The sequence below is a fragment of the Mesorhizobium sp. P2_E7 genome, from assembly GCF_056403855.1.
In genome coordinates this window covers 2868423-2894650 of record NZ_JBFUER010000001.1, presented here as the reverse complement: position 1 = coordinate 2894650, position 26228 = coordinate 2868423, and the positions used below count along the sequence as shown (strand labels likewise).

The 26228-nt window shown below is 64.1% G+C and carries 20 protein-coding genes; 15 read left to right on the top strand and 5 right to left on the bottom strand.

The features are described from left to right. The first annotated feature begins 14 nt into the window (after window positions 1-14). Entirely contained in the window at window positions 15-2333 is a 2319-nt protein-coding gene (locus AC1DYC_RS14240; RefSeq protein WP_477407197.1) for a Tex family protein, read from the top strand. Here AC1DYC_RS14240 and AC1DYC_RS14235 read toward each other — a convergent pair whose 3' ends face one another. Beyond that, window positions 2334-3245: a LysR family transcriptional regulator gene (locus AC1DYC_RS14235; RefSeq protein ID WP_477407195.1), complete on the bottom strand. Its 912-nt coding sequence runs from the start codon at window positions 3243-3245 to the stop codon at window positions 2334-2336. 108 nt (window positions 3246-3353) lie between these two features. On the opposite strand from AC1DYC_RS14235, the gene AC1DYC_RS14230 reads away from it, so the two are divergent. The 11 genes from AC1DYC_RS14230 (at window position 3354) to amaB (ending at window position 18831) form a co-directional block, all read left to right on the top strand. Further along, on the top strand, window positions 3354-4550 hold the full coding sequence (locus tag AC1DYC_RS14230) for an acyl-CoA dehydrogenase (RefSeq protein WP_477407193.1): 1197 nt from the start codon (window positions 3354-3356) through the stop codon (window positions 4548-4550). 364 nt (window positions 4551-4914) lie between these two features. Further along, window positions 4915-8268: a transglutaminase family protein gene (locus AC1DYC_RS14225; protein WP_477407191.1), complete on the top strand. Its 3354-nt coding sequence runs from the start codon at window positions 4915-4917 to the stop codon at window positions 8266-8268. A 6-nt stretch (window positions 8269-8274) separates the two neighbouring features. Next, window positions 8275-10686, top strand: a complete 2412-nt coding sequence (locus AC1DYC_RS14220) for a circularly permuted type 2 ATP-grasp protein (protein ID WP_477407189.1) — start codon at window positions 8275-8277, stop codon at window positions 10684-10686. A 1-nt stretch (window position 10687) separates the two neighbouring features. Further along, window positions 10688-11572: a transglutaminase family protein gene (locus tag AC1DYC_RS14215; protein ID WP_477407187.1), complete on the top strand. Its 885-nt coding sequence runs from the start codon at window positions 10688-10690 to the stop codon at window positions 11570-11572. Between the two features lie 101 nt (window positions 11573-11673). Further along, a complete protein-coding gene (locus AC1DYC_RS14210) occupies window positions 11674-12609 on the top strand; it encodes a glycosyltransferase family 2 protein (protein WP_477407185.1) in 936 nt (311 codons plus the stop codon). Next, window positions 12602-13480, top strand: coding sequence for a glycosyltransferase family 2 protein (locus tag AC1DYC_RS14205; RefSeq protein WP_477407184.1), 879 nt, complete (start codon window positions 12602-12604; stop codon window positions 13478-13480). Before AC1DYC_RS14210 ends, AC1DYC_RS14205 begins: the two co-directional genes overlap by 8 nt. Then, window positions 13477-14241: a glycosyltransferase family protein gene (locus AC1DYC_RS14200; RefSeq protein WP_477407182.1), complete on the top strand. Its 765-nt coding sequence runs from the start codon at window positions 13477-13479 to the stop codon at window positions 14239-14241. The genes AC1DYC_RS14205 and AC1DYC_RS14200 overlap by 4 nt, the downstream gene beginning before the upstream one ends. A 64-nt stretch (window positions 14242-14305) precedes the next feature. Then, window positions 14306-15412, top strand: coding sequence for a DNA topoisomerase IB (locus tag AC1DYC_RS14195; RefSeq protein ID WP_477407180.1), 1107 nt, complete (start codon window positions 14306-14308; stop codon window positions 15410-15412). Window positions 15413-15494: 82 nt separating this feature from the next. Then, window positions 15495-15869 carry a YciI family protein gene (locus AC1DYC_RS14190; RefSeq protein WP_477288209.1) on the top strand — a complete coding sequence of 125 codons (375 nt, stop codon included), beginning with the start codon at window positions 15495-15497 and terminating at the stop codon, window positions 15867-15869. Then, window positions 15866-17140 carry an RNA polymerase sigma factor gene (locus AC1DYC_RS14185; RefSeq protein ID WP_477407178.1) on the top strand — a complete coding sequence of 425 codons (1275 nt, stop codon included), beginning with the start codon at window positions 15866-15868 and terminating at the stop codon, window positions 17138-17140. Before AC1DYC_RS14190 ends, AC1DYC_RS14185 begins: the two co-directional genes overlap by 4 nt. A 176-nt stretch (window positions 17141-17316) precedes the next feature. Continuing rightward, window positions 17317-18831, top strand: a complete 1515-nt coding sequence (amaB, locus tag AC1DYC_RS14180) for an L-piperidine-6-carboxylate dehydrogenase (protein ID WP_477407176.1) — start codon at window positions 17317-17319, stop codon at window positions 18829-18831. Window positions 18832-18889: 58 nt separating this feature from the next. Here the strand turns inward: amaB and AC1DYC_RS14175 are convergent, their stop codons facing one another. The 4 genes from AC1DYC_RS14175 to AC1DYC_RS14160 all read right to left on the bottom strand — a co-directional run bounded on the left by AC1DYC_RS14175 (window position 18890) and on the right by AC1DYC_RS14160 (window position 22911). Continuing rightward, window positions 18890-19771 carry a hypothetical protein gene (locus tag AC1DYC_RS14175; protein ID WP_477407174.1) on the bottom strand — a complete coding sequence of 294 codons (882 nt, stop codon included), beginning with the start codon at window positions 19769-19771 and terminating at the stop codon, window positions 18890-18892. A 158-nt stretch (window positions 19772-19929) separates the two neighbouring features. Continuing rightward, the gene (locus tag AC1DYC_RS14170) at window positions 19930-20796 is read right to left on the bottom strand and encodes a hypothetical protein (RefSeq protein WP_477407172.1); all 867 of its coding nucleotides are present in this window, start codon (window positions 20794-20796) and stop codon (window positions 19930-19932) included. 313 nt (window positions 20797-21109) lie between these two features. Next, entirely contained in the window at window positions 21110-21871 is a 762-nt protein-coding gene (locus AC1DYC_RS14165; RefSeq protein ID WP_477408304.1) for a GntR family transcriptional regulator, read from the bottom strand. Between the two features lie 5 nt (window positions 21872-21876). Beyond that, window positions 21877-22911, bottom strand: a complete 1035-nt coding sequence (locus tag AC1DYC_RS14160) for a Gfo/Idh/MocA family protein (protein ID WP_477407170.1) — start codon at window positions 22909-22911, stop codon at window positions 21877-21879. Between the two features lie 178 nt (window positions 22912-23089). Between AC1DYC_RS14160 and AC1DYC_RS14155 the strand changes: the two genes are divergently transcribed. The 3 genes from AC1DYC_RS14155 to AC1DYC_RS14145 all read left to right on the top strand — a co-directional run bounded on the left by AC1DYC_RS14155 (window position 23090) and on the right by AC1DYC_RS14145 (window position 26228). Next, window positions 23090-24358, top strand: coding sequence for an ABC transporter substrate-binding protein (locus AC1DYC_RS14155; RefSeq protein WP_477407168.1), 1269 nt, complete (start codon window positions 23090-23092; stop codon window positions 24356-24358). Between the two features lie 98 nt (window positions 24359-24456). Further along, window positions 24457-25344: a carbohydrate ABC transporter permease gene (locus AC1DYC_RS14150; protein ID WP_477407166.1), complete on the top strand. Its 888-nt coding sequence runs from the start codon at window positions 24457-24459 to the stop codon at window positions 25342-25344. An 8-nt stretch (window positions 25345-25352) separates the two neighbouring features. Continuing rightward, entirely contained in the window at window positions 25353-26228 is an 876-nt protein-coding gene (locus tag AC1DYC_RS14145) for a carbohydrate ABC transporter permease (protein ID WP_352586353.1), read from the top strand.

The following is a 26228-nucleotide window of genomic DNA, read 5'->3' as shown; positions in this document are numbered from 1 at the left end:
CGACAAGGACCAGCATGGCATCGGACAGCAAGCGCATCGCAGCAATCATCGCGGCCGAGATCGGCGCGCGGCCGGAACAGGCGGCGGCAGCCATCGGGCTGCTCGACGAGGGGGCGACCGTGCCGTTCGTGGCGCGCTACCGCAAGGAGGTCACCGGCGGGCTCGACGACACGCAATTGCGCGACCTTGCCGAGCGGCTGGCCTATCTGCGCGAGCTCGATGCGCGCCGCGACACAATTCTCGGTTCGATCCGCGAGCAGGGCAAGCTGACTGAAGAGCTTGAAGGCAAGATCGTTGCCGCCACCACCAAGGCCGAGCTGGAAGACATCTATCTGCCCTACAAGCCCAAGCGCCGCACCAAGGCGGAGATCGCCCGAGAGCGCGGACTCGGGCCGCTGGCCGAGGCTATTCTGGCCAACCGCCCGCTCGTCCCTGCCGAGGCGGCGCTGGCCTATGTGACCGAAGAGGTCGCCGACGCCAAGGCGGCGCTGGAAGGCGCGCGCGACATTCTGTCGGAGCAATTCGCCGAAAATGCCGATCTGGTCGGCAAGTTGCGCAACTACATGAAGGAACGCGCTTTCATGCGTGCCCGTGTCGTCGACGGCAAGCAGGAGGCCGGGGCGAAATTCTCCGACTATTTCGACCATGTCGAGCGCTGGGCCAACGTGCCGAGCCACCGCGCGCTGGCGATGCTGCGCGGCCGCAACGAAGAGGTGCTGTCGCTCGACATTGAGGTCGACGCCGACGACACCTCGCCGGTGAAGCCGGTCGAGCGCACGATCGCCAACGCCTATGCCATCGGCTCCAGCCTGCCTGGCGACCGCTGGCTGATGGAGGTCGCGGGCTGGACCTGGCGGATAAAACTGTCGCTGCACCTGACGCTCGATTTGATGCGCGATTTGCGCGAGCGGGCGGAGGAAGAGGCGATCCACGTCTTTGCCCGCAACCTGAAAGATCTGCTGCTGGCGGCGCCCGCCGGCTCGCGGCCGACCATGGGGCTCGACCCCGGCATCCGCACCGGCGTCAAGGTCGCCGTGGTCGATGGCACCGGCAAGCTTGTGGCGACGACGACGGTCTATCCGTTCCCGCCAAGAAACGATGCGCGCGGCACGCAGGTCGAACTCGCCGCCCTCATCAGCCAGCACAAGGTCGAGCTGATCTCGATCGGCAACGGCACCGGCAGTCGCGAGACGGAAAAGCTGGTTGCCGACATGCTGTCGGATATGCCGGCCGGTGCAGGCCCAAAGCCGCTCAAGGTGATCGTCAGCGAAGCCGGCGCTTCGGTCTATTCGGCCTCGGCCACGGCGGCGGCGGAATTCCCCGGCCTCGACGTGTCGCTGCGCGGTGCGGTGTCGATCGCAAGGCGGCTGCAGGATCCGCTGGCCGAACTGGTCAAGATCGAGCCGAAGTCGATCGGTGTCGGCCAGTACCAGCACGATGTCGACCAGTACCGCCTCGGCCGCTCGCTGGAAGCGGTGGTCGAAGACGCGGTCAACGCCGTCGGCGTCGATCTCAACACCGCTTCGGCACCGCTGCTGGCCCGCGTGTCCGGCCTTGGCGCATCGCTCGCCGATGCCATCGTCGCGCATCGCGATGCGACCGGGCCGTTTGCCAGCCGCAAGGAATTGCTCAAGGTGGCGCGGCTCGGACCGCGCGCGTTCGAACAATCCGCCGGCTTCCTGCGCATTGCCAATGGCAGCGAGCCGCTCGATGCTTCGTCCGTGCATCCGGAAGCCTATGGTGTGGCCAAGAAGATCGTCGCCGCCTGCGGCCGCGATGTGCGCGCGCTGATGGGCGACAGTGCTGCGCTGAAAGCGCTCGACCCGCGCGTCTTCGTCGACGAGCGTTTCGGCCTGCCGACGGTGCGCGACATTATCGCCGAGCTGGAAAAGCCGGGCCGTGACCCACGCCCCGGCTTCAAGACGGCGACCTTTGCCGACGGCGTCGACGACATCAAGGATCTGAAGCCTGGCATGCTGCTCGAAGGCACCGTAACCAACGTCGCCGCCTTTGGCGCCTTCGTCGATATCGGCGTGCATCAGGATGGGCTGGTGCATGTCTCGCAACTCGCCGATCGCTTCATCAAGGATGCGCACGAGGTGGTAAAGGCCGGTGACGTCGTGAAGGTCCGCGTCGTCGACGTCGACATCAAGCGCAAGCGCATCGCGCTGTCGATGCGCAAGGATGGCGGCGAGGGCGGTGCCTCGAAAGGACCACGCGACAACGGCGGCGGCAAGCCGGCGCCGCGTTCGCCAGCGCCGCAGCGTCAGCCCGAGCGGCCGTCGCAAGGCGCGTTCGGCGCAGCGCTGGCCGATGCGCTGAAGCGGAAGTAGCTACCACGCCAGAACAGCCGGCTCCTTCTCGACCTGGCCTAGCAGCCAGTCGCGAAAGCTGGCGACCGGTGGATGGCCGCGCTTGTCGTGCGGGACGACGAGATAGTAGGCGCTGCGGCTTTGCATCGGCTGTCCCGGTGTCGGTACGAGCTGACCGCGCTGCAATTCGCCTGCAATGAGAACCTGCGGCAGCAGCGCGACGCCAAGCCCCGCCATGCAGGCCTGGGCGACGGTGCCGAATTGCTCGAACTGCATGCCGGGCCCGGTCGGCGCACTGAGGCCCTGTTCCTCGAACCATTCGCTCCAGGCGCCAGGGCGCGTCGCCATGTGCAGCAGCGGCAGGCGGCTGATATCGGCTGCCGTAGCGATATGGCGGCTGGCCAGGAAGTCGGGCGAGACCACAGGCATGACGGTTTCGCGCATCAGCAAAGTGGAGTCCGCGTCCGGCCAGTCCGGCAGTCCGTGATGGATGGCGGCGTCGAGGCGCTCGCGGGCAAAGTCGAAGCGGCCGATGCGGGTGACGAAGTTGATGGTGATGTCCGGGTTCGCTGCGACAAAATCCGGGATCAGCGGCATCAGCCAGCGTGTGCCGAAGGTGGGCAAGATGGCGAGGTTTAGCATGCCACTATGCCTATTGCTCATCAATCCGAGCGCTGCGTCGCACAACTGGCCAAGTGCCGAGCGCACCGCCTCGGCATAGGTTTCGCCTGCAGCCGACAGCCGGACATTGCGGCTGTCGCGCTCGAACAGCCGGCGACCGAACTGGTTTTCCAGAAGTGCTATTTGCCGGCTGACGGCGCCCTGGGTCAGGTCGAGTTCCTGTGCGGCGGCAGTGAAGGAGCCGAGGCGGGCGACCGCCTCGAAGGCGGCAAGGGCGCTGGTGCTCGGCAAAAGGCGGCGCTGGACGTTCATGATCCATTACTATCTCTCATTGATTGGTGATGCAATTTCGTTTGATTTTTAGGAGGCAGAGGCGGATAAGCCCGGGCAATCAAGATTTTCGCTGGGAGAGACCGAGCCATGGCCGCCGACAAGAACGCGTTCGTCTGGGAAGACCCTTTCCTGATCGAGAACCAGCTTTCGGAGGATGAGCGCATGGTGCGCGATGGCGCGGCTGCCTTCGCCGCCGACAAGTTGGCGCCGCGCATCGAGGAAGCCTATCTCGAGGAAAAGACCGATGCCGGCATTTTTCGTGAAATGGGCGAGGCCGGCCTGCTCGGCATCACCATTCCGGAGGAGTATGGTGGGCTCGGCGCCAATTACGTCACCTACGGGCTGGTGGCGCGCGAGGTCGAGCGTGTCGATTCCGGCTATCGCTCGATGATGTCGGTGCAGTCGTCGCTGGTCATGTATCCGATCCATGCCTATGGCTCGGAAGCGCAGCGCAAGAAATATTTGCCGAAGCTCGCTTCCGGTGAATGGATCGGCTGCTTCGGCCTGACCGAGCCGGACGCCGGCTCCGATCCGGGCGGCATGAAGACGCGCGCCGAGAAGACCGCGAATGGCTACAAAATCTCCGGCTCGAAAATGTGGATCTCCAACGCGCCGATCGCCGACGTGTTCGTCGTCTGGGCGAAGCTCAAGGGCGAGAACGGGAAGGACGAAATCCGCGGCTTCGTGCTGGAGAAGGGCATGAAGGGCCTGTCGGCGCCGAAGATTGGCGGCAAGCTTAGCCTGCGCGCATCGATCACCGGCGAGGTGGTGATGGAAGGCGTAGAAGTGGGCGAAGACGCGCTGCTGCCCAACGCCAAGGGCCTCGGCGGCCCGTTCGGCTGCCTCAACCGTGCCCGCTACGGCATTTCCTGGGGCGCCATGGGCGCGGCCGAGGATTGCTGGCACCGGGCGCGTCAGTATGGCCTCGACCGCAAGCAGTTCGGCAAGCCGCTGGCCGGCACCCAGCTGTTCCAGAAGAAGCTCGCGGATATGCAGACCGAAATCGCGCTTGGCCTGCAAGGCAGCTTGCGCGTTGGCCGTCTGATGGACGAGGGCAAGATGGCGCCGGAAATGATCTCGATCGTCAAGCGCAACAATTGCGGCAAGGCGCTCGACATTGCCCGCCAGGCCCGCGACATGCATGGCGGCAACGGCATCCAGATCGGCTACCACGTCATGCGCCACGCGCAGAACCTGGAGACGGTCAACACCTATGAGGGCACGCATGACGTGCACGCGCTGATCCTGGGAAGGGCGCAGACCGGTATCCAGGCGTTCTTCTGAGCCCTCTGCGTCGTCATCCTCGGGCTTGACCCGAGGATCCTTGCCGCGACGTCAAGGCGCCGCTGCGGTGAATTTCCGGGGCAGGTCGAAAACGGGTTCTTTCTGCGCCGTTGCGTTCTTCGATCGGCGTAACGGCATGGATCCCGGGGTCTACGCCGCGTCGCTGCGCTCCTTGCTTCGCCCCAGGATGACGAAGACGCGAAAGCCCTCGCTAGTCGCAGAGGCTGGAAGCCGGTGGAACCAGCCGCCAGCGCAGTCGTTAGCTGCTTAAATTAGGTGCACCGCAACATCTGTGCTTGGAGATTGGCCAGCAGATGTGTCAGGGTTCGGCGAATTCGTTTGAAACGCCGTTCTCCGGGGCCCCATGGCAATTCTGGCAGCCGTCTACCACCTGACCCATTACAAATATGACCGGCCCGTGGTGCTCGGGCCCCAGGTCATCAGGCTGCAGCCGGCGCCGCATTCCCGCACCAAGGTGCTCAGCCATTCGCTGAAAGTCGGGCCGGCTAACCACTTCGTCAATCTGCAGCAGGACCCCTACGGCAATTTCCTCGCCCGCTTCGTCTTCCCGGAGCCGGTGACGGAATTGAAGATCGAGGTCGATCTTGTCGCCGACATGACGGTCTACAATCCGTTCGATTTCTTCGTCGAGCCGGCGGCCGAGACCTTTCCGTTCGAGTATCCGGAAGACATCAGGGACGACCTCGCCATCTATCGCACGCCGGAGCCGGCCGGGCCGCTGCTTTCGGCTTTCCTCGCAACGATCGACCGTAGCGCCACCAACACCGTCAATTTCGTCGTCGACCTCAATGCGCGGCTGCAGCGCGAGATCGCCTATATCGTGCGTATGGAAACCGGCGTGTTCTCGCCGGAGGAAACGCTGGCCGCGAAAAAAGGCTCGTGCCGGGATTCGAGCTGGCTGCTGGTGCAGATCCTGCGCAACCTCGGCATCGCCGCGCGCTTCGTCTCCGGCTACCTGATCCAGCTCAAGCCCGATCTGGTGGCGCTCGATGGCCCGGCCGGAACCGCCGTCGACTTCACCGATTTGCATGCCTGGTGCGAGGTCTACCTGCCGGGCGCCGGCTGGATCGGCTTCGACCCGACCTCGGGCCTGCTCACCGGCGAAAGCCATCTGCCGCTGGCGGCAACGCCACATTTCCGCAATGCCGCACCGATTTCCGGCATGGCGAGCTTTGCCAATGTCGAATTCGGCTTCGACATGCGGGTCGACCGCATCGCCGAGCATCCGCGTATCACCAAGCCGTTTTCGGATGAAAGCTGGCAGGCGCTGGATGCGCTGGGCAACAAGGTCGACGCCGCGCTCCAGGCTGGCGACGTCAGGTTGACCATGGGCGGTGAGCCGACTTTTGTCTCCATTGACGATTTCGAGTCCGCCGAATGGAACACCGCCGCCGTCGGCCCGACCAAGCGCGAAAAGGCCGATGCGCTGATCCGCAAACTGCGCGAACGTTTCGCGCCAGGCGGCTTCCTGCATTATGGCCAGGGCAAATGGTATCCCGGCGAAAGCCTGCCGCGCTGGACCTTCTCGCTCTATTGGCGCACCGATGGCCAGCCGGTGTGGAGCGATCCATCGCTGATCGCACGCGAAAAGAGCGACGCAACGGTCGGACCGCAGCAGGCCGAAAGCCTGCTGACGGCGATTGCCGGCGAACTCGGCATCGACAAGGCTATGGTCAGCGAAGCCTATGAGGATCCGGCCGAATGGCTGCTCAAGGAAGGCAAACTGCCCGACAATGTCGATCCGTCCAATTCCAAGCTGGAAGACCCTGAAGAGCGCAGCCGCATGACGAAAGTGTTCGAGCGTGGGCTGACTAAGCCGTCCGGCTATGTGCTGCCGGTACAGCGCTGGAACAGCCAGGCTTCGGATCCGCGCTGGCGCTCGGAGAAATGGAAGACCAGGCGTGGCCGGCTGTTCCTGGTGCCTGGCGATTCACCGGTAGGCTACCGCCTGCCATTGGGCACGCTGCCTTACGTACCGCCGGCGCAATTCCCCTACATCGTGCCGGTCGACCCGTCGCTGCCGCGTGGACCGCTGCCGGCGCGTGAAGCCATACTGCCAGCTCCGGCAGAACTGGAAGGCGCCGACGAAATGGCGCGCCGCCAGCAGGCGATTTCTTTCACCGCGACGACCGGCCAGCAGGACAGGGTCGAGCAGGAAATCACCGAGATCGGCGGCGCGGTGCGCACGGCACTTTCGGTCGAGCCGCGCGAGGGACGGCTCTGCGTGTTCATGCCGCCGGTCGAGGCGCTGGAAGATTATCTCGAACTGGTCGCAGCCGCCGAGAATGCGGCAAAGGCGATCGGTCTTCCCGTGCACATCGAAGGCTATGGCCCGCCGCACGATCCGCGCCTCAACGTCATCCGCGTGGCGCCCGATCCCGGCGTCATCGAGGTCAACATCCATCCGGCTTCGAATTGGCAAGACTGTGTGGCGACGACGACCGCGATTTACGAAGAAGCGCGGCAGACGCGCCTCGGCGCCGACAAGTTCATGATCGACGGCCGCCACACCGGCACCGGCGGCGGCAACCATGTCGTGGTCGGCGGCGCAACGCCCAATGACAGCCCGTTCCTGCGCCGGCCGGATCTGTTGAAGAGCCTGGTGCTGCAATGGCAGCGGCGCCCGTCGCTGTCCTATCTGTTTTCCGGCCTGTTCATCGGCCCGACCAGCCAGGCGCCGCGTTTCGACGAGGCGCGGCACGATTCGCTGTATGAGCTCGAAATCGCGATGGCGCAGGTGCCGCACCCGGACCAGGGCAATGCACCCTTGCCGTGGCTGGTCGACCGGCTGTTCCGCAATCTGCTCACCGACGTCACCGGCAATACGCATCGGTCCGAAATCTGCATCGACAAACTGTTTTCGCCGGACGGGCCGACCGGGCGGCTCGGCCTGGTCGAGTTCCGCGGTTTCGAGATGCCGCCCAATGCGCGCATGTCGCTGGCGCAGCAATTGCTGGTCCGCGCGATCATCGCCCGCGCCTGGAAGAACCCGCTCGACGGCCGCTTCGTGCGCTGGGGCACCTCGTTGCACGACCGTTTCATGCTGCCGCACTATGTCTGGGCGGATTTTCTCGACGTGCTCGACGACCTCAAATTGAACGGTTTCGAGTTCCGTCCCGAATGGTTCGACGCGCAGCTCGAATTCCGCTTTCCCTTCTGCGGCGAGGTTCAGCATGCCGGCATCAAGCTGGAACTGCGGCAGGCGCTGGAGCCGTGGCATGTCATGGGCGAGCAGGGCGCCATTGGCGGCACCGTGCGCTTCGTCGACTCCTCGGTCGAAAGGCTGCAGGTCAGGACCGAGGGCCTCAACCCGGAACGTCATGCCATCGTCTGCAACGGCCGCGTCGTGCCGATGAAGGTGACCGACAATCGCGAGGTCGCGGTAGCCGGCGTGCGCTTCAAGGCCTGGCAGCCGGCGTCGGGTCTGCATCCGGCGCTGCCGGTCAACACGCCGCTGGTCTTCGACATCTACGACCGCTGGTCGGGCCGGGCGGTGGGCGGCTGCGTCTATCATGTCGCGCATCCCGGCGGGCGCAGCTACGACACCTTCCCGGTCAATGGCAATGAGGCCGAGGCGCGACGGCTTGCCCGCTTCGAGCCGCGTGGCCACACGCCGTCGGCCTATGTGCTGCGCAACGAAGAAGCCTCTGAAGACTTCCCGATGACCCTTGACCTCAGGCGGCCGGCAAGACTCTGATCAGCGATGGCAAAGGGGAATCACAAAAAGCTGCGCGGCAAGCCGCTGAGGCACAGTCTGCTGGAGCACTACCAGCCGATTGACGGCGTCGTCGACGAAATGGTCGATGCAGCGGGCAATCCGCGCCCGGTGTGGAAGAACTTCATCGATGCGCTGGAAGAGCTTGGCCCGGAAAAGCTCGGCCAGCGCTTCGCCCGCGCCGATCAGTATCTGCGCGACGCCGGCGTCTATTACCGCGTCTACGACAAGGCCGGCGCCAATGAGCGCGAATGGCCGCTGGCGCATATCCCGCTGCTGATCGAGGACAAGGAATGGGCCGAGATCAGCGCCGGCCTCGTCCAGCGAGCCGACCTGTTCGAGGAAATAGTCGCCGATATCTATGGGCCGAACCGGCTGATCGAGAAGGGCATCCTCCCGGCGGGATTGATTGCGGCGAGCCCTGAATATTTGCGGCCGGTCGCCGGCACGAGGCCGGCCAGCGGCCATTTCCTGCATTTTTGCGCCTTCGAGCTCGGCCGCGGGCCAGACGGAAGCTGGTGGGTGCTGGGCGACCGCACGCAGGCGCCGTCGGGCGCCGGCTTTGCGCTGGAAAACCGCGTCGCCACCACGCGTGCGCTGTCCGACATCTATGGCGAGATGCATGTGCATCGTCTTGCCGGTTTCTTCCGCCGTTTTCGCGACGCGCTGATCGGCATGGCCAAGGAAAATGACGGCCGCGTCGCCATCCTGACGCCGGGGCCGCTCAACGAGACCTATTACGAACACGCCTATATCGCCCGCTATCTCGGCATCATGCTGCTCGAGGGCGAGGACCTGACCGTGTCCGGCGGCAAGCTGATGGTGCGCACGGTTTCCGGCCTGATGCCGATCAGCGTGCTGTGGCGGCGGCTCGACGCCGCCTTCGCCGACCCGCTGGAACTCAGACCAGACTCGCAGATCGGCACGCCGGGACTGGTCGAGGCGATCCGCCGCGGCGCCGTATCGACGGTCAATGCGCTGGGGTCGGGCCTGATGGAAACGCGAGCGCTGCTCGCCTTCCTGCCGAAGATCTCGCGCGCATTGCGCGGCGAAGAGCTTTTGTTGCCGAGCGTCGCCACCTGGTGGTGCGGGCAGGACAGCGAACGCCGGCATGTGCTTGCCAATCTCGACCGTATGGTCGTCGGCCCGGCTCTGTCGACGCGACTTGCCTTCGAGGACGACGACCAAACCAGGCTTGGATCGGCACTGACGCCGGAAGAACGTGCCGCTCTGATTGCGCGCATCGAGAGCGACGGCGGCGGTTTCGTCGGCCAGGAAGCGGTGACGCTGTCGACGACGCCGGTCTATGTCGGCGGCTGGCTCGAGCCCCGGCCGGCGAGCCTGCGTGTCTATCTGGCGCGTACGCCCGAGGGCTGGACGGTGATGCCGGGCGGTTTCGCCCGAGTCGGCCTGTCGCTCGACCCGACGGCCATCGCCATGCAGCGCGGCGGACAGGCGGCCGACGTCTGGGTGGTCAGCGAGAAGCCGGTCGAGCGCGAGACGCTGCTGCCGCAGGAGCATGACAGTTTTGCCCGCACCATGCCGGGCAGCCTGCCCAGCCGTGCGGCCGAAAACCTGACCTGGCTCGGCCGCTACATCGAGCGCTCGGAAGATACGGTGCGTATCCTGCGCGCCTATCATGTACGGCTGGCCGAGACGTCCGATCCGGACATGCCGCTGCTCGTCGATATCAGGGATTATCTCGAACCGTTCGGCATCGACCTCGAATCGGCCATTCCGCCCGGATTGATCGGCACGCTGGACAGCGCCGTCTACAGCGCCGGACAGATCCGCGACCGGTTTTCACCCGATGGCTGGCTTGCGCTGAAGGATCTGTCGAAGACCATTCACCAGTTCGCCACGACAGTGGCGCCGGGGGACGATGCGACGCGAGCGATGACGGTGATGCTGCGCAAGCTCGCTGGTTTTTCCGGCCTGCTGCATGAGAACATGTACCGCTTCACCGGCTGGCGTTTCCTCGAGATCGGCCGGCGCATCGAGCGCGGCATCCAGATCGCCCGCACGCTTGCCCGCCTGACCAGGGCAAAAGCACCTGATGGCGCGCTCGACATGATGCTGGAGATCGGCGACAGCGTCATGACCCATCGCCGGCAGTATCCGGTGCGGGCGGGGCGGCGCACGGTGATCGACCTCTTGGCGCTCGACCCGCTCAACCCGCGGTCGATCCTGTTCCAGCTCGAAAGGCTGAAGGCGGAAATTGGCCTGTTGCCGTCGGTTGGCCCGGAGGGGCACATGTCGGTGGCGGCCAAGGAAATCCTGCAGCTCAACACGGCAATTGCCGTCATGGAGCCCTCGGAAATGTCGGCGGAGGTGCTTGACGATCTCGCCACCGAGATCGGCAACCTCTACAACAGCCTCGCCAAAGCCTACTTCGGTTAACATGCTGTACGACATCAGGCTTCATCTCAGCTACGACTATGACGCCGCGGCCGGCGGCAGCCGACATCAGGTGCGTGTGTTGCCACAGACCATTGCCGGCGTGCAGCGCGTGGTCGCCGCCTCGCTTTCATTTGTGCCGACCCCGTCGGAGCGCACGGATTTTACTGATTTCTTCGGCAACAATGTCACCGCGATCGCCTTTCGCGATGTCCATGACGGGCTCGACATCAGGATGAGCGCGCGCGTGTCGGTGTCTCGGCCGGAGCCTGGGCTCGATGTGTCGCCCGACTTGCAGCGCCTGAGGGAAGAACTCGGCGCGGTGCGGTCACTGGCGCCTGACGCACCGCATCACTTTCTCACGGCCAGCGATCATGCCGGCATCGATGCGGCGATCACCGCCTATGCACGCGGCAGCGCCGGCGGCTCGACGGTCGGCACGGCCATCGACCTGTGCAACCGCATCCACCGCGACTTCACCTATGATGGTGAGGCGACCACCGTTCATACCAGGGCCAGCGACGCTTTCCGTCTGAAGCGCGGCGTCTGCCAGGATTTCTCCCACATCATGATCGCGGGCTTGCGCGGGCTGGGCATCCCGGCCGGCTATGTCAGCGGCTTCCTGCGCACCATTCCACCCAAGGGTAAGCCGCGGCTCGAAGGCGCCGACGCCATGCACGCCTGGGTCAAGGTGTGGTGCGGGCGCGATGCCGGCTGGCAGGAATTCGACCCGACCAACGGCATGCGGGCCAGCAACGACCACATCACCGTCGGCTACGGCCGCGATTATTCCGACGTGGCGCCGATCGTCGGCGTGCTGAAGACCACCGGCGGTCAGGTCGGCGACCAGGCGGTCGATGTCATCCCGGTCGCGCTCGAGAAGGCCTGACAGCCTCGAAGCACAGCTTCTCAACAACGGCCATGCCCGTTATGCTCGGTCGAAACTTCGGGGAGGATCGGTCGGCAGGCATGCCGATGCGGAGTTCGGTATTGACGGCAATCAGTGTCATCATCCCGGCGCACAATGCGGCGGCAACCATAGCGGCCACGCTGGCCTCGCTTCGTTCTGAAGCCGAGGTTATCGGCGAGGTGCTGCTGGTCGACGATTCCTCCTCGGACGGGACGGCAGAAGCCGCGCTGAATGCCGCCACGCAATTCTCGTTGCCGTTGCGCGTGCTCAAGAGCAGCTGCCGGGACGCGGGCGGCTCCCGCAATGTGGCGCTGGCGCGGGCGCAATGCTCCTGGATCTACCTGATCGACGCCGACGACGTGCATCTGGAGGGCGGGCTGCGGTCGATGCTGGTCCGGGCGGGGGAGCAGCCGACCGCTGACATGGTGGTCGGCGCCTACCGTCGGCGCACCGATGGCGAGAATCGGAACCTCAAGCTTCCAGCCGGCTACACAGAAGACGGTATAGCCAATGCCTCGGCCTATCTGGAAGGTCGCATTCGCTCGATCGCCGTGGGCAGTGCGCTGGTTTCCCGGCGCGTCGTCGGCGACACGCGCTTCCCGACCGGGCTTGCCTATGATGAGGACACGCTGTTTTGGGCCAGGCTGATGGGCAGGGCGTCGCTTGCCCTCATCGTGCATCCCGTCATGATCTACGACGTTTCGGCAGTGCGTTCCGATGATCGCTTCATCATCAGGCCGGTGCGCCGCTTTCTCGACTGGCGGCTGGCGCTGCGTGAGCTGACTGACTGTGGCATCCCACCATCGTCGCTGAAGACCAGGGAAGGGCTGGTCGCCCTCAAGATCGCGCGGGTTCACTATGCGCGCGGCGATCTGGAGACGGCGGCGCGGTTCCTGAGGATCGCGGCGGCGGCGCCGAAGGCGCGGTCGAACACCTGGCGTTGCAGGCGCTACCAGCTGAAGCTGGCGCTGCGGCGCTGTTTTTCCTCTCCGCGCGCCCAGTTGCAACGTGCCTGAATCAGCCCCGCCGCAGCTTGCCGTCATTGTCATCGGCTATCGCGCGCCGGCTCAAATCGTCGAGGCGGTGACATCCTTGCTGGATCAGAATGCGTCGCTCGAGATCATGGTGGTCAACTCGGGCGGAGGTGAGGTGCTGGCGCTGCTGACCGGCGCCGGGGTCAAGGTGCCAGTGATCGAGGTCGGTCGAAGGCTGTTTGTCGGCGCAGCCCGCAATCTTGGCATTGCGGCCACCAAAGCGCCTTTCGTTGCCTTTCTTGCCGATGATTGCCTCGCCTGTTCGGGCTGGGCCGAGGCACGGATGCAGCGGCATCTGACTGGCGACCGCGCCGTGGCGAGCGCCATGGTGAACAGCCATCCGCGCAATCTGATCGCCTGTGCGGCTCATCTGATCATGTTCATGCGACGGCTTCCCGGTCTGCCGTCGGATCGTGCGCTGCGTTACGGCGTGTCGTTCGATCGGCGGCTGTTCGATGAATATGGCTTGTTCGATGAAACCATGCCTGCTGCCGAAGACACCGAATTCCTGGGGCGGCTGCCGCAGGAACTGCAGCCGGTCTGGGAGCCTAAGGTGCAAACCGTTCATCGCAACGAAACCCGGCTGTCGAGATTGCTTGCCGATCAGTACAGGCGCGGCTGTCGCCGCGGCGATTACCTCGCAGCGTCCGCCCCGAACACTCCGTTTCGGTGTTTTCGCGACACGTTTCGCGATCGGCGGAATGCCCGCAAGCTGGCGAACATCGGGCTTTCCGATCGGGATCGAACTTTCGCGATGATGTCGATGCCAATTGTCTGGCTTGCCCTGCTGGTCAAATCCGTGGGTGTCTATATTGGCGTGCGAAATCGCGTGAAAGCGGCAACAAGAAGATGATAACGAGCCAAATCAAGCCTCGACGCTGGCGACGGAGCCGACTGTTCTGGACGCGGCAGAGAACGATCGCAGTTTTCAGCTATCGCTATGACGCGCATCTGATTGCCGATCTGATCGCCAATATCGATCCGGTCGTCGACGGCTGGATTGCCTATGACGATCGCGGGGCGACCGGCGTGTTCAGCAGCGAGCCGCAGCGGCGGCGGATCTTGCTCGACGCAGCGCATGAAGCTGGCGCCGACTGGATCCTGGCTATTGATCCCGATGAGCGGCTGGAACGCGGTGCCGCGGAGCGGATCGGACAGTTGACGGGGGATTACAGGCGCATGGCCTGGGGGTTCCGGCTCCGCGAATTGTATTCGCCGACCGAGTATCGGGTTGACGGGCTGTGGGCCGAAAAGTTCCAGTATCGTCTGTTTAGAGCCTACGATCCGGCGAAGTACCGACCAGAGGACCTGCATGGGCTCTGGTACCCTCCCGATCTTGGTTTCAAGGCCCGCAAAAGCGGGCTCAACCTCTATCATCTGAAAATGATGGAGCCGAAGCGGAGGATCGCCCGCCGCAATCTCTACGACCACCTCGATCCAAAGGGCCTCCTGCAGGATGTGGGCTATGACTACCTTGCCGATGAGGCAGGGGCCGTGTTCGAACAGATTCCGCCCGGGCGCGACTACCATCCGCCTCACGTCGACGATGGCGGCCTCTGGATGGCCGACGTGTCGGCTGGTGCCGCCGCTGGTGGACCCGACGACATTCCGTAGCAACGCGGTGGAACCAGCTGCCGGTCCCGCAGCTTATCTACGGGAAAATTCCGTGGGAGAGGGCATGCTGGACAAATCCGCGTCGCTATCCGGCTCATCGGCGGCCCGGGAGCTTGCACGAAAGAACGGTGCGCCGACGAATGGCGCGCAAGCCTCTGCCGATCAGGCCTCGCTGATCTATGTCAGCGATAGCGAGCCGGGTATCCGCCGCCTGAAGGCGGGCGAGGGATTTTCCTACAAGGGCCCTAAGGGACAGGCCTTCAGCGCTTCGGCCATCGCCCGCATCAAGGCGCTGGCCATTCCGCCGGCATGGACGGATGTGTGGATTTCGCCCGATCCCGCCGGCCATATCCAGGCGACCGGCCGCGACCAGCGTGGGCGCAAGCAATACTGCTACCATCCGCTGTGGGCAGCTGAGCGTGATGGCGCCAAATATTCGAGCCTTGTCGCCTTTGCCGAAAGCCTGCCGGAGCTGCGCCGCAGGATCGACGCCGATTTGCGCCGCCACGGCCTGCCAGCCGAGCGGGTCGTGGCGGCAATCGTCTGGTTGCTCGACAACACCATGATCCGGGTCGGCAATGCCGCCTACGCCCGCGACAACAAGAGCTTTGGGCTGACCACGCTGCGCGACCGTCACGTCGACATCCAGGGATCGAGCCTGCGCTTTGCCTTCAAGGGCAAATCCGGCAAGGAATGGAAACTGAAGCTGGTCGACCGCCGCATCGCGCGCGTCGTGCGCGGCGCGCAGGATATTCCGGGGCAAAAACTGTTCCAGTATCTGGACGAGGACGGAGCGAGGCATCCGGTGCGCTCCGACGACGTCAACCGCTACATCCGCGAGGCGGTCGGAGAAGATTTCAGTTCCAAGCATTTCCGCACCTGGGGCGGCACCATCCATGCCGCGTCCCTGTTTGCACAGACGGAGCTTCCCGAAACCCAGGCCGGGGTGAAGAGGGTGATGAATACCGTCATCGACAAGGTCGCCGAGCGGCTGGGCAACACGCGCGCCGTCTGCCGCAAATGCTACATCCATCCGCAAGTCTTCGACGCGTGGTCGGAAGGGCGGCTGCTTGGCGAAATGACGGAAGCCAACAAAGGCAAGCGATCCATAGCCGGTCTCGACGACGAGGAGGCGCTGGTGCTGCGGTGGTTGAAGGCCAGCGAAGGTTGAAAAAATGCCCTAACTTTTTTGTCGACGCCATGTCGGCATAGGCCCTACTGTTTCGTCCTTTGATGAGAGAAAAGGACGTCCCATGCTCTACGCTATCCTCTGCTATGCCTCCGAAGATGTCGTCTCCTCCTGGAGCAAGGCACAGGATGACGAGGTGATGGCGAAACTCCTGAATGTGCAGCAAAAATACGCTGACGCCGGCCGGCTTGGCCCGGTGGCGCGGCTTTTGCCGACCACTGCTGCGACGACGCTGCGCAAGGTCAAGGGCGAATCGGTCGTCATCGACGGTCCGTTTGCCGAGACCAAGGAGCAGTTCCTTGGCTTCTACACGCTCGAATGCGCCGATCTCGATGAGGCCGTCGACTTCGCGCGCGAACTGTCCGAGGTCAATCCGAGCGGCGGATCCTATGAGATCCGGCCGGTTTCCGTCTTCGACCCAACCCGAGTTTTGAAATGACCGACCTTTCCTGGATCAGCTCCGCAATCTCAGCCGCCCGCCCGCAGGCGATGGGTGCGCTGCTGCGCTATTTCCGCGATCTCGATACGGCGGAGGAGGCTTTCCAGGACGCGTGCCTGAGGGCACTCAAGAACTGGCCGCAAAACGGGCCGCCGCGCGATCCGGCGGCCTGGCTGATCTTTGTCGGCCGCAACAGCGGCATCGACGCGGTGCGCAAGCGCGCCAAGCAGGCGCCGATGCCGGAAGAGGACCAGATTTCGGACCTCGAAGATGCCGAGAGCGATATCGCCGAGCGGCTGGACGGCGCGCATTACCGCGATGATATATTGCGGCTGCTGTTCATCTGCTGCCATCCGGACCTGCCGGCGACGCAGCAGATCGCGGTGGCGTTGCGCATCGTCTCCGGCCTCACCGTCAAGCAGATCGCGCGCGCCTTCCTGGTCGGCGAAAGCGCCATGGAGCAGCGCATCACCCGCGCCAAGGCGCGCATTGCCGACGCCGGCGTGCCGTTCGAGACCCCGGGTGCGGTCGAGCGGTCTGAGCGGCTCGCCGCAGTGGCAGCCATGGTCTATCTGATCTTCAACGAAGGCTATTCGACCAACAGCGGCGAGGCGCCGGCCCGCGCGCCGCTCTGCGAGGAAGCGATCCGGCTGGCGCGGCTGTTGCTGCGGCTGTTCCAGACCGAGCCGGAGATCATGGGGCTGACGGCGCTGCTGTTGCTGCAGCATGCGCGTGCGCCGGCCCGTTTCGACGAGAATGGCGAGATCGTGCTGCTCGACGACCAGGACCGCAGTCTCTGGAGCCGCAAGATGATCGACGAGGGCCTGGCGCTGGTCGACAAGGCGCTGCGCCACCAGAAGCCCGGGCCCTATCAGGTGCAGGCGGCGATTGCGGCACTGCATGCGCGGGCGGCAACGCCTGAGGATACCGACTGGACCGAGATCGACTTGCTCTACAGTCTGCTGGAAAGGATGCAGCCATCGCCGGTGGTGACGCTGAACCGCGCGGTCGCGGTCGCCAAGGTGCGCGGCCCGGAAGCCGCCCTTGCCATGATCGAGCCGCTCGGCGAACGGCTCTCCGGCTATTTCCACTTCTTCGGCCTCAAGGGTGGGTTGCTGATGCAGCTCGACCGTGGTGAGGAGGCGCGTGTCGCCTTCGACCGTGCCATCGCACTCGCCAACACGGCGGCGGAAGCCGCCCATATCCGCATGCATATCGACCGGTTGATGCGGGATGGCGCCGTGAAGGCGCCGGCGAAGACAACGCACTGAAGCCTGCTGGCTCAATCGTGCAATCCTGGCTTGGACCATGCCGGGGTGGCGATTTTCCCCTGAAACGAGTAATGCCACGCCATGACAGCGCCTGAGGTGCCTGCGGCACGCGGGCGACGTGGCGCGAAGGCTTGACCGCCGCCACATGATGGCGAGCGGATCTGAAAGGGATAAAAATGACGATAGCGAAGGAAACGGCAGAACTTCTGGCGAAATTGGGCGTGGCCAAGGACGCGCTCACCGGCGGCGACCTCATCGTGCGCAGCCCGGTGACGGGCGAGCAGATCGCGGCGCTGAAGACGATTTCACCGGCCGAGGCGGCCAAGACCATTGATGCCGCGCACACGGCGTTCCAGGCATGGCGGATGGTGCCGGGTCCGCGGCGCGGCGAACTGGTGCGGCTGCTCGGCGAGGAATTGCGCGCGCACAAGGCCGAGCTTGGCCGGCTGGTGTCGATCGAGGTCGGCAAGATCCCGTCCGAAGGCCTCGGCGAAGTGCAGGAAATGATCGACATTTGCGATTTCGCCGTCGGCCTTTCCCGCCAGCTCTACGGCCTGACCATCGCCACCGAGCGCCCTGGCCACCGCATGATGGAAACCTGGCATCCGCTCGGCGTCGTCGGCGTCATCTCGGCCTTCAACTTCCCGGTCGCGGTGTGGTCCTGGAATGCAGCCCTGGCACTGGTCTGCGGCGATGCCGTGGTGTGGAAGCCGTCGGAAAAGACGCCGCTGACGGCGCTCGCCTGCGAGGCGATTTTCGCCCGCGCGGTCAAGCGCTTCGGCGCTGACGCGCCGCAGGGCCTGGCGCCGGTGCTGATCGGCGATCGCGCCGTCGGCGAGATCCTGGTCGATCATCCCAAGGTGCCGCTGGTTTCGGCCACCGGCTCGACGCGCATGGGCCGTGATGTCGGCCCAAGGCTGGCCAAGCGCTTTGCCCGCGCCGTGCTGGAGCTCGGCGGCAACAATGCCGGCATCGTCTGCCCGACCGCCGATCTCGACATGGCGCTGCGCGCCATCGCCTTCGGTGCCATGGGCACCGCCGGCCAGCGCTGCACGACGCTGCGGCGCCTGTTCGTGCATGACAGCGTCTATGACGCGCTGCTGCCGCGCCTGAAGAAGGCCTATGAGAGCGTCTCGGTCGGCAACCCGTTGGAGACGTCCTCGCTTGTCGGTCCGCTGATCGACAAGGCGGCGTTCGATGCCATGCAGAAGGCGCTGAAGGAAGCCACCGCTCACGGCGGCAAATTGACCGGCGGTACGCGGGTCGAGAACGGCCATCCCGATGCCTATTACGTGCATCCGGCGCTGGTCGAAATGCCGAAGCAGGTTGCGCCGGTCACTGAAGAGACCTTCGCGCCGATCCTCTATGTGATGAAATACTCCGATTTCGACGCCGTTCTGGACGAGCACAATGCGGTCGGCGCCGGGCTGTCGTCGTCGATCTTCACCCGCGACCTGCAGGAATCCGAGCGCTTCCTTGGCGTCGATGGCTCGGACTGCGGTATCGCCAACGTCAACATCGGCACTTCGGGCGCCGAAATCGGCGGTGCGTTCGGCGGCGAGAAGGAGACCGGCGGCGGCCGCGAGAGCGGCTCGGACGCCTGGAAGGCCTATATGCGCCGTGCCACCAACACGGTGAACTATTCCAAAGCGCTGCCGCTGGCCCAGGGCGTGTCGTTCGACATCGACTGAGGCGCTGCGCCGGCTTCCCTGACCAGTTGATCCATCCCGATTCAGTCGGGGTGGATCGCTATCGTGCTGCCTGCATCGTTCCGCTTGCCGGCAACGGAATCGATGCAGCGAAGGCGCTATCGATGATGGCGAGCTTGACGGCCTGCGCGCTCATATACTCCTGGTAGAAGCTGTTCGAGATCCACATCACCGAATGCCTGCGCTGGCCTAGCCAGCCGACGCTGCCGAGATTTTCGGCGTCGCGCAATTTGCGGGCGAGATGGGTGCGTGACAGCTTCAGCCAGGTGGCGAAGTCGCCGATCGACACCACGCCGGTCGGGATCCGGTCCAGCCCGCCATGGTCGGGGTCGATGCCCGAGATCAGCCAGTCCATGACCGCGCCGCCATTGTTGAGCCAGGTGAACAACGAGAAGGTCTGTTTGGGCTCGCGTACGGGACTTGACGACAGCAGGCCGTCGGCGACCAGGGGCTGCACCCTGGCAAGACCGTCGGGTTGTTGAAGGAAATTCGCCAGCCGGCTGGCACCGTCCAGACTGTCCAATGTCTGCAGATGGGCAAGAAGCCAGCCGGTCACCGCCCCCAGCGAGGCTGCGGTGGGTTGCAGCGGGCGGATGCGCCTGTCCTCGCTGTTTTCCAGATACTCGATGAAATTATAGTGCAGCATCTCCCGGATGAAGGCATCGGCGGTGTTGCGGCTGGCGACGGAGTGCTGGCCGATGACGTCGAGAAAGCGCGACGTCGTCAATTGCTTGCGATAGTCGCCGGGATCGCGCCTGAAATGCAGGGCAAGGCCGAGATGCGCCATCAGCCAACGCTGCTGCGTGGCAAACACCGAAGAGCGGCGCTGGTCCGCTTTGAAGGCTGTGATCATCGCCAGCGCCTGTGTCCGGACACAGCGGTGCAGCGCCGGGTGACCGGTAATATTTTCCAGATTGAGCATTATTCCCCGTGCCTCGATCCCACCAAGCCACGGACTCACATTTTCAGGCTTCTACAACGGTGTCCAGATGTCCGTATCCCGGCGGCGAAGAGCCACCGATCTCGGCCATGGGCTGCCAGGTCCTGGCAAGTGGGATGATTACCTGTGAGCGTGGAGGTTCAGCCAGCCTTCTGCATCGGGCGACAGGCTTCGAAAGCGGCATCGATGACCGCAAGCTTGGCGGCCTGCACGGTCATGTATTCCTGATAGAAGCTGTTCGAGACCCACATCACCGAATGCCCGCGCCCGCCCATCCAGCCGATGCTGCCGAGCTTTTCGGCGTCGCGCAATTTGCGCGCCAGGTGGGTGCGCGACAGTTTTAGCCAACTGGCGAATTCGCCGATCGAAACCACGCTGGTCGGGATCTGGTCGAGGCCAGCATGGGCAGGGTCGATACCGGACATCAGCCGATCCATGACGATGCCGCCATTGTTGAGCCAGATGAACAGCGAGAAGGTCTGCTTGGGCTCCCGCACCGGGTTGGAGGAAAGCAGGCCTTCCGCCACCAGCGGCTGCAGCCTGGCAATCATGCCGGGCTGCTCGAGAAACGAAGCGAGGCGATTGCCGCCGTCGAGGCCGTCGAGTGTGCGCAGATGCGCAAACACCCAGCCATCGAATTCCTTCAGTGTCGCCGGCGTCACCTGAAACGGGTGAGCGCGCCCGTCACCGGTGTGCGGCAAATATTCGATGATGTGATAGTGCAGCATCTCCTTGATGAAGGCCTCGGCCGTGTTGCGGCTGGCGACGGAATAGTGAAGCACGGCATCGATGAAGCGGGCGAGGGTAAGTTCCGTGCGGGGATCGCGCGGGTCACGGGCGAAATGCAGGGCAAGGCCAGTGTGAGCCAGCAGCCAACGCTGTTGCGTGGCGAATACGGCGGCCAGGCGCGGGCTTGTTTCATAGATGTGCAGCAGCGCCTTCGACTGCGCCTGGACATGACGATGCAGCGCCGGATGGCCGACAATATATTCGAAGTTCAGCGCCATCCTCCTCGTCCTCCGGCCAGCCCCCCGGCAGCGAAGACGCAATCACATTTCCAGCCTTAGCCGCACGTGTCCAGCCATGCCAACCCGGACAAAAGACCTAGAGCGGTCAATCGTTCAACACACACGTTGAAACCGCCCCATCTCTTTGATTTCGAGGCAATTGCTCGGGGAAAGCGCCACACGCTTTTCGCGGGAAAAGCGTTTCACACTTTTCCCGGAAATGCTCTGGTCCGTTCGCGTCCAGCGGATGGCGCGGGCGGCATAGTCAAGCACAATACCGATGCGCGGCGGTGGGCGAGGTCGCTTGTCTGGTTCAGGGATTGCGGCCCGTCGGTCTGCCTGTGCGCGAAAATGACGTGCGCAGGCGGTAGCGGTCGCCGGCGTAGCGGATGGTGGAGGACAGCAGCGGCCGGCCGGCGGTGTCGACGATGAGCTGGCGCATCACCAGGGTCGATTTGCCGACATCGATGTCGAGGTGCCGCGCCAGAACGGGATCGGCGTCATGCGCCTCGATCGTGGTTTCGGCGCGCGCCAGATCGACACCGGCATCGATCAGCAAGCCGAACAGCGACGCGTTGCTGAAGTCGACGCGGCTGAGATCGGGAACGAGGCTTGCGGCAAAGAACGAGGTGTCGACAGCGACCGGGACCTGATCGAGACGGCGGATGCGCTCGAGGTGAAACAGCGCAGCACCCGGCGCGATCGACAGCTCCTCGGCTTCGTCCAGCGAGGCCGGCGCCTGTTCGGCGCGCAGCACGTTGGAGGAGGGCGTCAGGCCGAGGCGCCTGGCGGTCTCGCTGAACGATTCCAGCGTGTTGGGGAACTCCTTCGGCACCTTGGCCGAGACATACCAGCCGCGCCCGTGGGAGGGCGTCAGCACGCCTTCCTCGACCAGGCTCTGCAAGGCCCGGCGCAAGGTCACCCTCGATATCGACATGCGCGTGAACAGGTCGCGCTCGGCCGGCAGGCGCGCGCCCGAAGCGAGCTTGCCTGAGGCGATCTCCTGCAGGATCGCATCGGCGGCCTGCCGCCAGAGTGGTTCGGGTCCGTCCGACTGCAGTGGCGAGCCCTCCATCACGGTCACCCCTTGATCTTTTCCCATACGCCCGTTCGCATCGAACGGTAGCAGGCGTCAATTATGTGGTTGACGATAACGCCGTCCTCGAAGGTTTCCAGCGGCGTCGTCCCGGCCGCGAAATGGTCGACGAAATGGCGCATCTGCTGCGAGAAACCATAGGCGCGGGTTTCCTCGGGCACCGGATAGACCCAGCCGGTTTCGGCATCGGCCTTCTCGACGAGATAGCCGACCGGCTTCTCGATGAAACCCCAGACCGGACCGACCGACGTGTCGGTGACGATGCGGCCGGCCGAGCCGACCAGTTCGTGGCGAAGCTGCATGCCGCCTTTTTCGATCCATGAGGATTCGATGGTGGCAAGCTGGCCGCCGGCAAATTTCAACAATGCGATCGCGGTGTCTTCCCCTGACGTCTTGTCACCGTGGACCAGCGTCGCGCCCCACGCGAATACTTCGGTGATCTTATTGTCCTTGCCGAAGAAGTGACGGGCGCTTTCGACTGTGTGGCAGCCCATGTCGAGCAGGGCGCCACCGCCGGCGAGTTCGGCATTCCAGAAATGCGGCGCGTGCGGGCCGGAATGCGCCTCGCGGGCGCGCATGGTCAAGAGATTGCCGATGCCGCCGGCCTGGATCATCTGGTGGGCCTTGGCGATGTTGGGGGAGAAGACCGCGCATTCGGCATAGCCGTGCCAGATGCCGGCGCGCTTGACGATGTCGAGGATTTCCTGCGCTTCCTTGCCGGTGCGGGCCAAGGGCTTGGTGCAGATGACGGCCTTGCCGTGTTTCGCTGCGGTCCTGACAGCTTCGAGATGGATTTCGTTGGGCAGGGCGATGACCACCAGCTCGACTTTAGGATCGGCGCACAGCGCGTCGATGTCTTTGTGGGCGGTGACTTTGGGACCCCACTTCTTTGCGAAGGCCGTGGCGCGCTCGAAGCTGCGCGACGAGCAGGCGACCAGTTCGGCGTTGCGCACGTCGAGAATCGAGTCCGCATAGGTCTCGGCGATGAAGCCCGAACCCAGAATTCCAACTCCAATCATTCAAATCCTCCCAGATTTCTTGCCATCAATTTGGCTGTGCCCGAGGCGAACACGGCTTCTTGATTGGAAAAGACAACACAATACCACTTGTCACAAGATGTATCAGTAGGTATGGTCCGAGGCAACAGTGCAAAATCGTGAATCCACACGAGGCACCATCTTGAGGGAGAGCAGGACAATGCGTTCCATACGTGTATCGATCCCGCTGGCGGCGACGCTTGGCGTGATGTTTTCAGGGGGTGTCGGCGCCGCGTTTGCCGACCCGGTCACCATCACCTTGAGCAGCTGGCGCACCGAGGATATCGCCGTGTGGCAGGACACCATCCTGCCGGCCTTCGAGGCCAAGCACCCCGACATCAAGGTCGAGTTCGCGCCGATCAACACCAATGAATACAATGCCGCCGTCCAGTCGCAGATCGAAGGCGGCGCCGGTGGCGACCTGATCACCTGCCGACCGTTCGACGTGAACCGCGAATGGATCAAGCGCGGCTATTTCGAGTCGCTTGACGGCTTGGCGGGCCTGGAAAACTTCGACAAGACGTCCCGCGCGGCCTGGACCGGCGCCGACGACAAGACCTACTGCCTGCCGGTCGCCGCGGTGCTCGCCGGCTTCTACTACAACGCCGACATCTTCAAGGAGCTGGGCCTCAAGGTGCCGACCACCAGCGCCGAATTCATCGACGTGCTCACGGCAATCAAGAAGGACGGCCGCTACACGCCGCTCGCCTATGGTTCGGCCGAATCCTGGCAGCTCGCCTATAACGGCCTCTACTCCATCGGCCCGGCCTACTGGAAAGGCGAGGAGGGTCGGCTTGGCCTGATCGACGGCAAGAAGAAGCTGACGGATCCTGAATTCGTCGACGCCATCGCCGCCTTCGAAGCCTGGAAGCCGTTCCTGCCGGCCGGGCAGGAGAGCCTGAACTATGCCGACATGACGCAGCTGTTCACGCTCGGCAAAGCGGCCATCCTTCCCGATGGTTCATGGGACATCAACCAGGCGACCTCGACCGGTCTCAACATCGGCGTCTTCGGCCCGCCGGTGCCGAAGGCTGGCGACAAGCGCTATCTCCAGGAAATGCCCGACATGGGCATCGGCATCAACGCCAAGAGCGCGCACAAGGATGCGGCAAAGACCTTCCTCGACTGGGTCGCCGGACCTGAATTCCAGGAACTCTATGTCAACGCCGCCCCTGGCTTCTTTGCCATGAGTTCGAAGCCGGTGACCTACAAGAACAAGCTGGCGCAGGATTTTGCCGATCTGAAGAAGGGCGCCGAGCTGACGCCGCGCCTGGCGCTGGACCGGCTCAGCGCCGGCACGCCGCCGCTCGACGACGAGACCTGGCGCCTGCTGCAGGTGATGTTCACCAAGTCCGACGTCACGCCGCAGCAGGTTGCGACCGAACTCCAGGCAGGCCTCGCCTCCTGGTACGGACCGCAGAAGAAGTAATCCGGCTCTGCTTAGCGCATGCCTTGCCAGTTGGCGGGGCATGCGCAAGCCTGACGGCACGCCGGCCATGACGGTCGGCGTGAAGATGAGGTTTTCCGTTGATATCTCCCGCTGCCGCTTATCGAAACCTGCTGCTGTTCGTGCTGCCGGCGCTGGCCGTCTATCTGGTCTTTGCCGTGCTGCCGCTGGCGACCTCGATCGTCATGAGCTTTTTCCAGACCAGCGGCGGCGCGGGTGACGTCTTTGTCGGCTTCGCCAATTACGAGCGGCTGTTCACCCACCCAACCATCAGCGCCCGCTTCTGGAATGCGCTCATCAACAACATGCAGTATTTCGCCATCCATCTGATCGTCGAAGTACCGATGGGCTTGCTTTTGGCGGCGCTGCTGACGTCCGGCAAACTGGCGCGTTCGGAAGGCATTTATCGGACGCTGCTGTTCATCCCGGCGACGCTGTCGGTGGTCATTGTCGGCTTTGTCTGGCGGCTGATCATCAACCCACTCTGGGGACTGGTCGGCTTCCCGTTGCTGGGCACGGAATCGACCGCCCTCACCACCATATCGCTGATGTCGGTCTGGCAGTATTTCGGCATCCCGATGGTGTTCCTCTACAGCGCCCTGCTGGCGGTGCCTAACGAGCTGGTCGAAGCCGCCAACATCGATGGCGCCAATGGCTGGACGACCTTCTGGAAGATCAAGTTCCCACTGATTGCGCCGCAGTTCGGGCTGATCGCGATACTCACCTATATCTGGACGTTCAACGGCTTCGACCTGGTGTTCGCGCTCAACGGCTCAGCGCCCGGTCCGAACTACAGCACCGACATTCTCGGCACCTATTTCTACCGCACCTTCTTCGGCTCGAGCGGACAGCTTGCCGATCTCGATCTGGGTAGCGCGGTCGCAACGGTCATCTTCCTCACCGTCTTGCTGGTCACCGCAGCCTATTTCTGGCTGATCCAGCGCCGCCTGAAATCCTATTCGGTCTAGGAGCTGAGATGAGCGCCCAGGACCTCATAATACCCGCCACCCGCCGCCGCCATGACCGCGAACACTGGACCGCCGAGCGCATCATCGTGCATGCGCTGCTGATCGTCTTTGTGCTGCTCGCCATCGGGCCGGTGCTGATCGTCATCATCAATTCGCTGAAGACGACGCCGGCGATTTTTGGCGGGCCGTTCGATCTGCCAACGGCCAAGACCTTCAGCCTCGAAGGCTACAAGCGGGTGTTCACCCGCGGCAATTTCATCATCAACTACCGCAACAGCCTGATCGTCACGGTGACGACGATCGGACTCACCGTGGTGCTGTCGACACTCGCCGCCTTCGCGCTGGTTGAATACCGGGTGCGGCTGGCGTCGCTGCTCGGTGGCCTGTTCGTGCTTGGCATCATGCTGCCGATCCGGCTCGGCACAATTCCGCTGATCCAGATGATGCTCGCCTGGCGGCTGATGGACACGCTGGCGGCACTCATCCTCGTCTACACCGCCATGAGCATCCCGATCGCGGTGACGCTGATGGTCACCTATTTCCGTACCGTGCCGACCGATCTCAAGGAAGCGGCGCGCATGGATGGTGCCAGCGAGCTGCGCACCTTCTGGATCGTGCTGCCGCTGGTCAGGCCGGGCCTCGCCGCGGTTGCAGCACTCACGATGCTGCCGGTGTGGAACGACCTATGGTTTCCTCTGATCCTGGCGCCAAGCCGGCAGAACCAGACGGTGACGCTCGGCGTGCAGCAATTCGTCGGCCAGTTCATGAACGACTATCCGGCGCTGCTTGCCGCACTGACGCTCGGCGCGGTGCCGCTGGTGCTGCTGTTCACCCTGTTCTCGCGGCAATTCATCAGCGGCCTGAGCAAGGGCTACAGCAAGTAA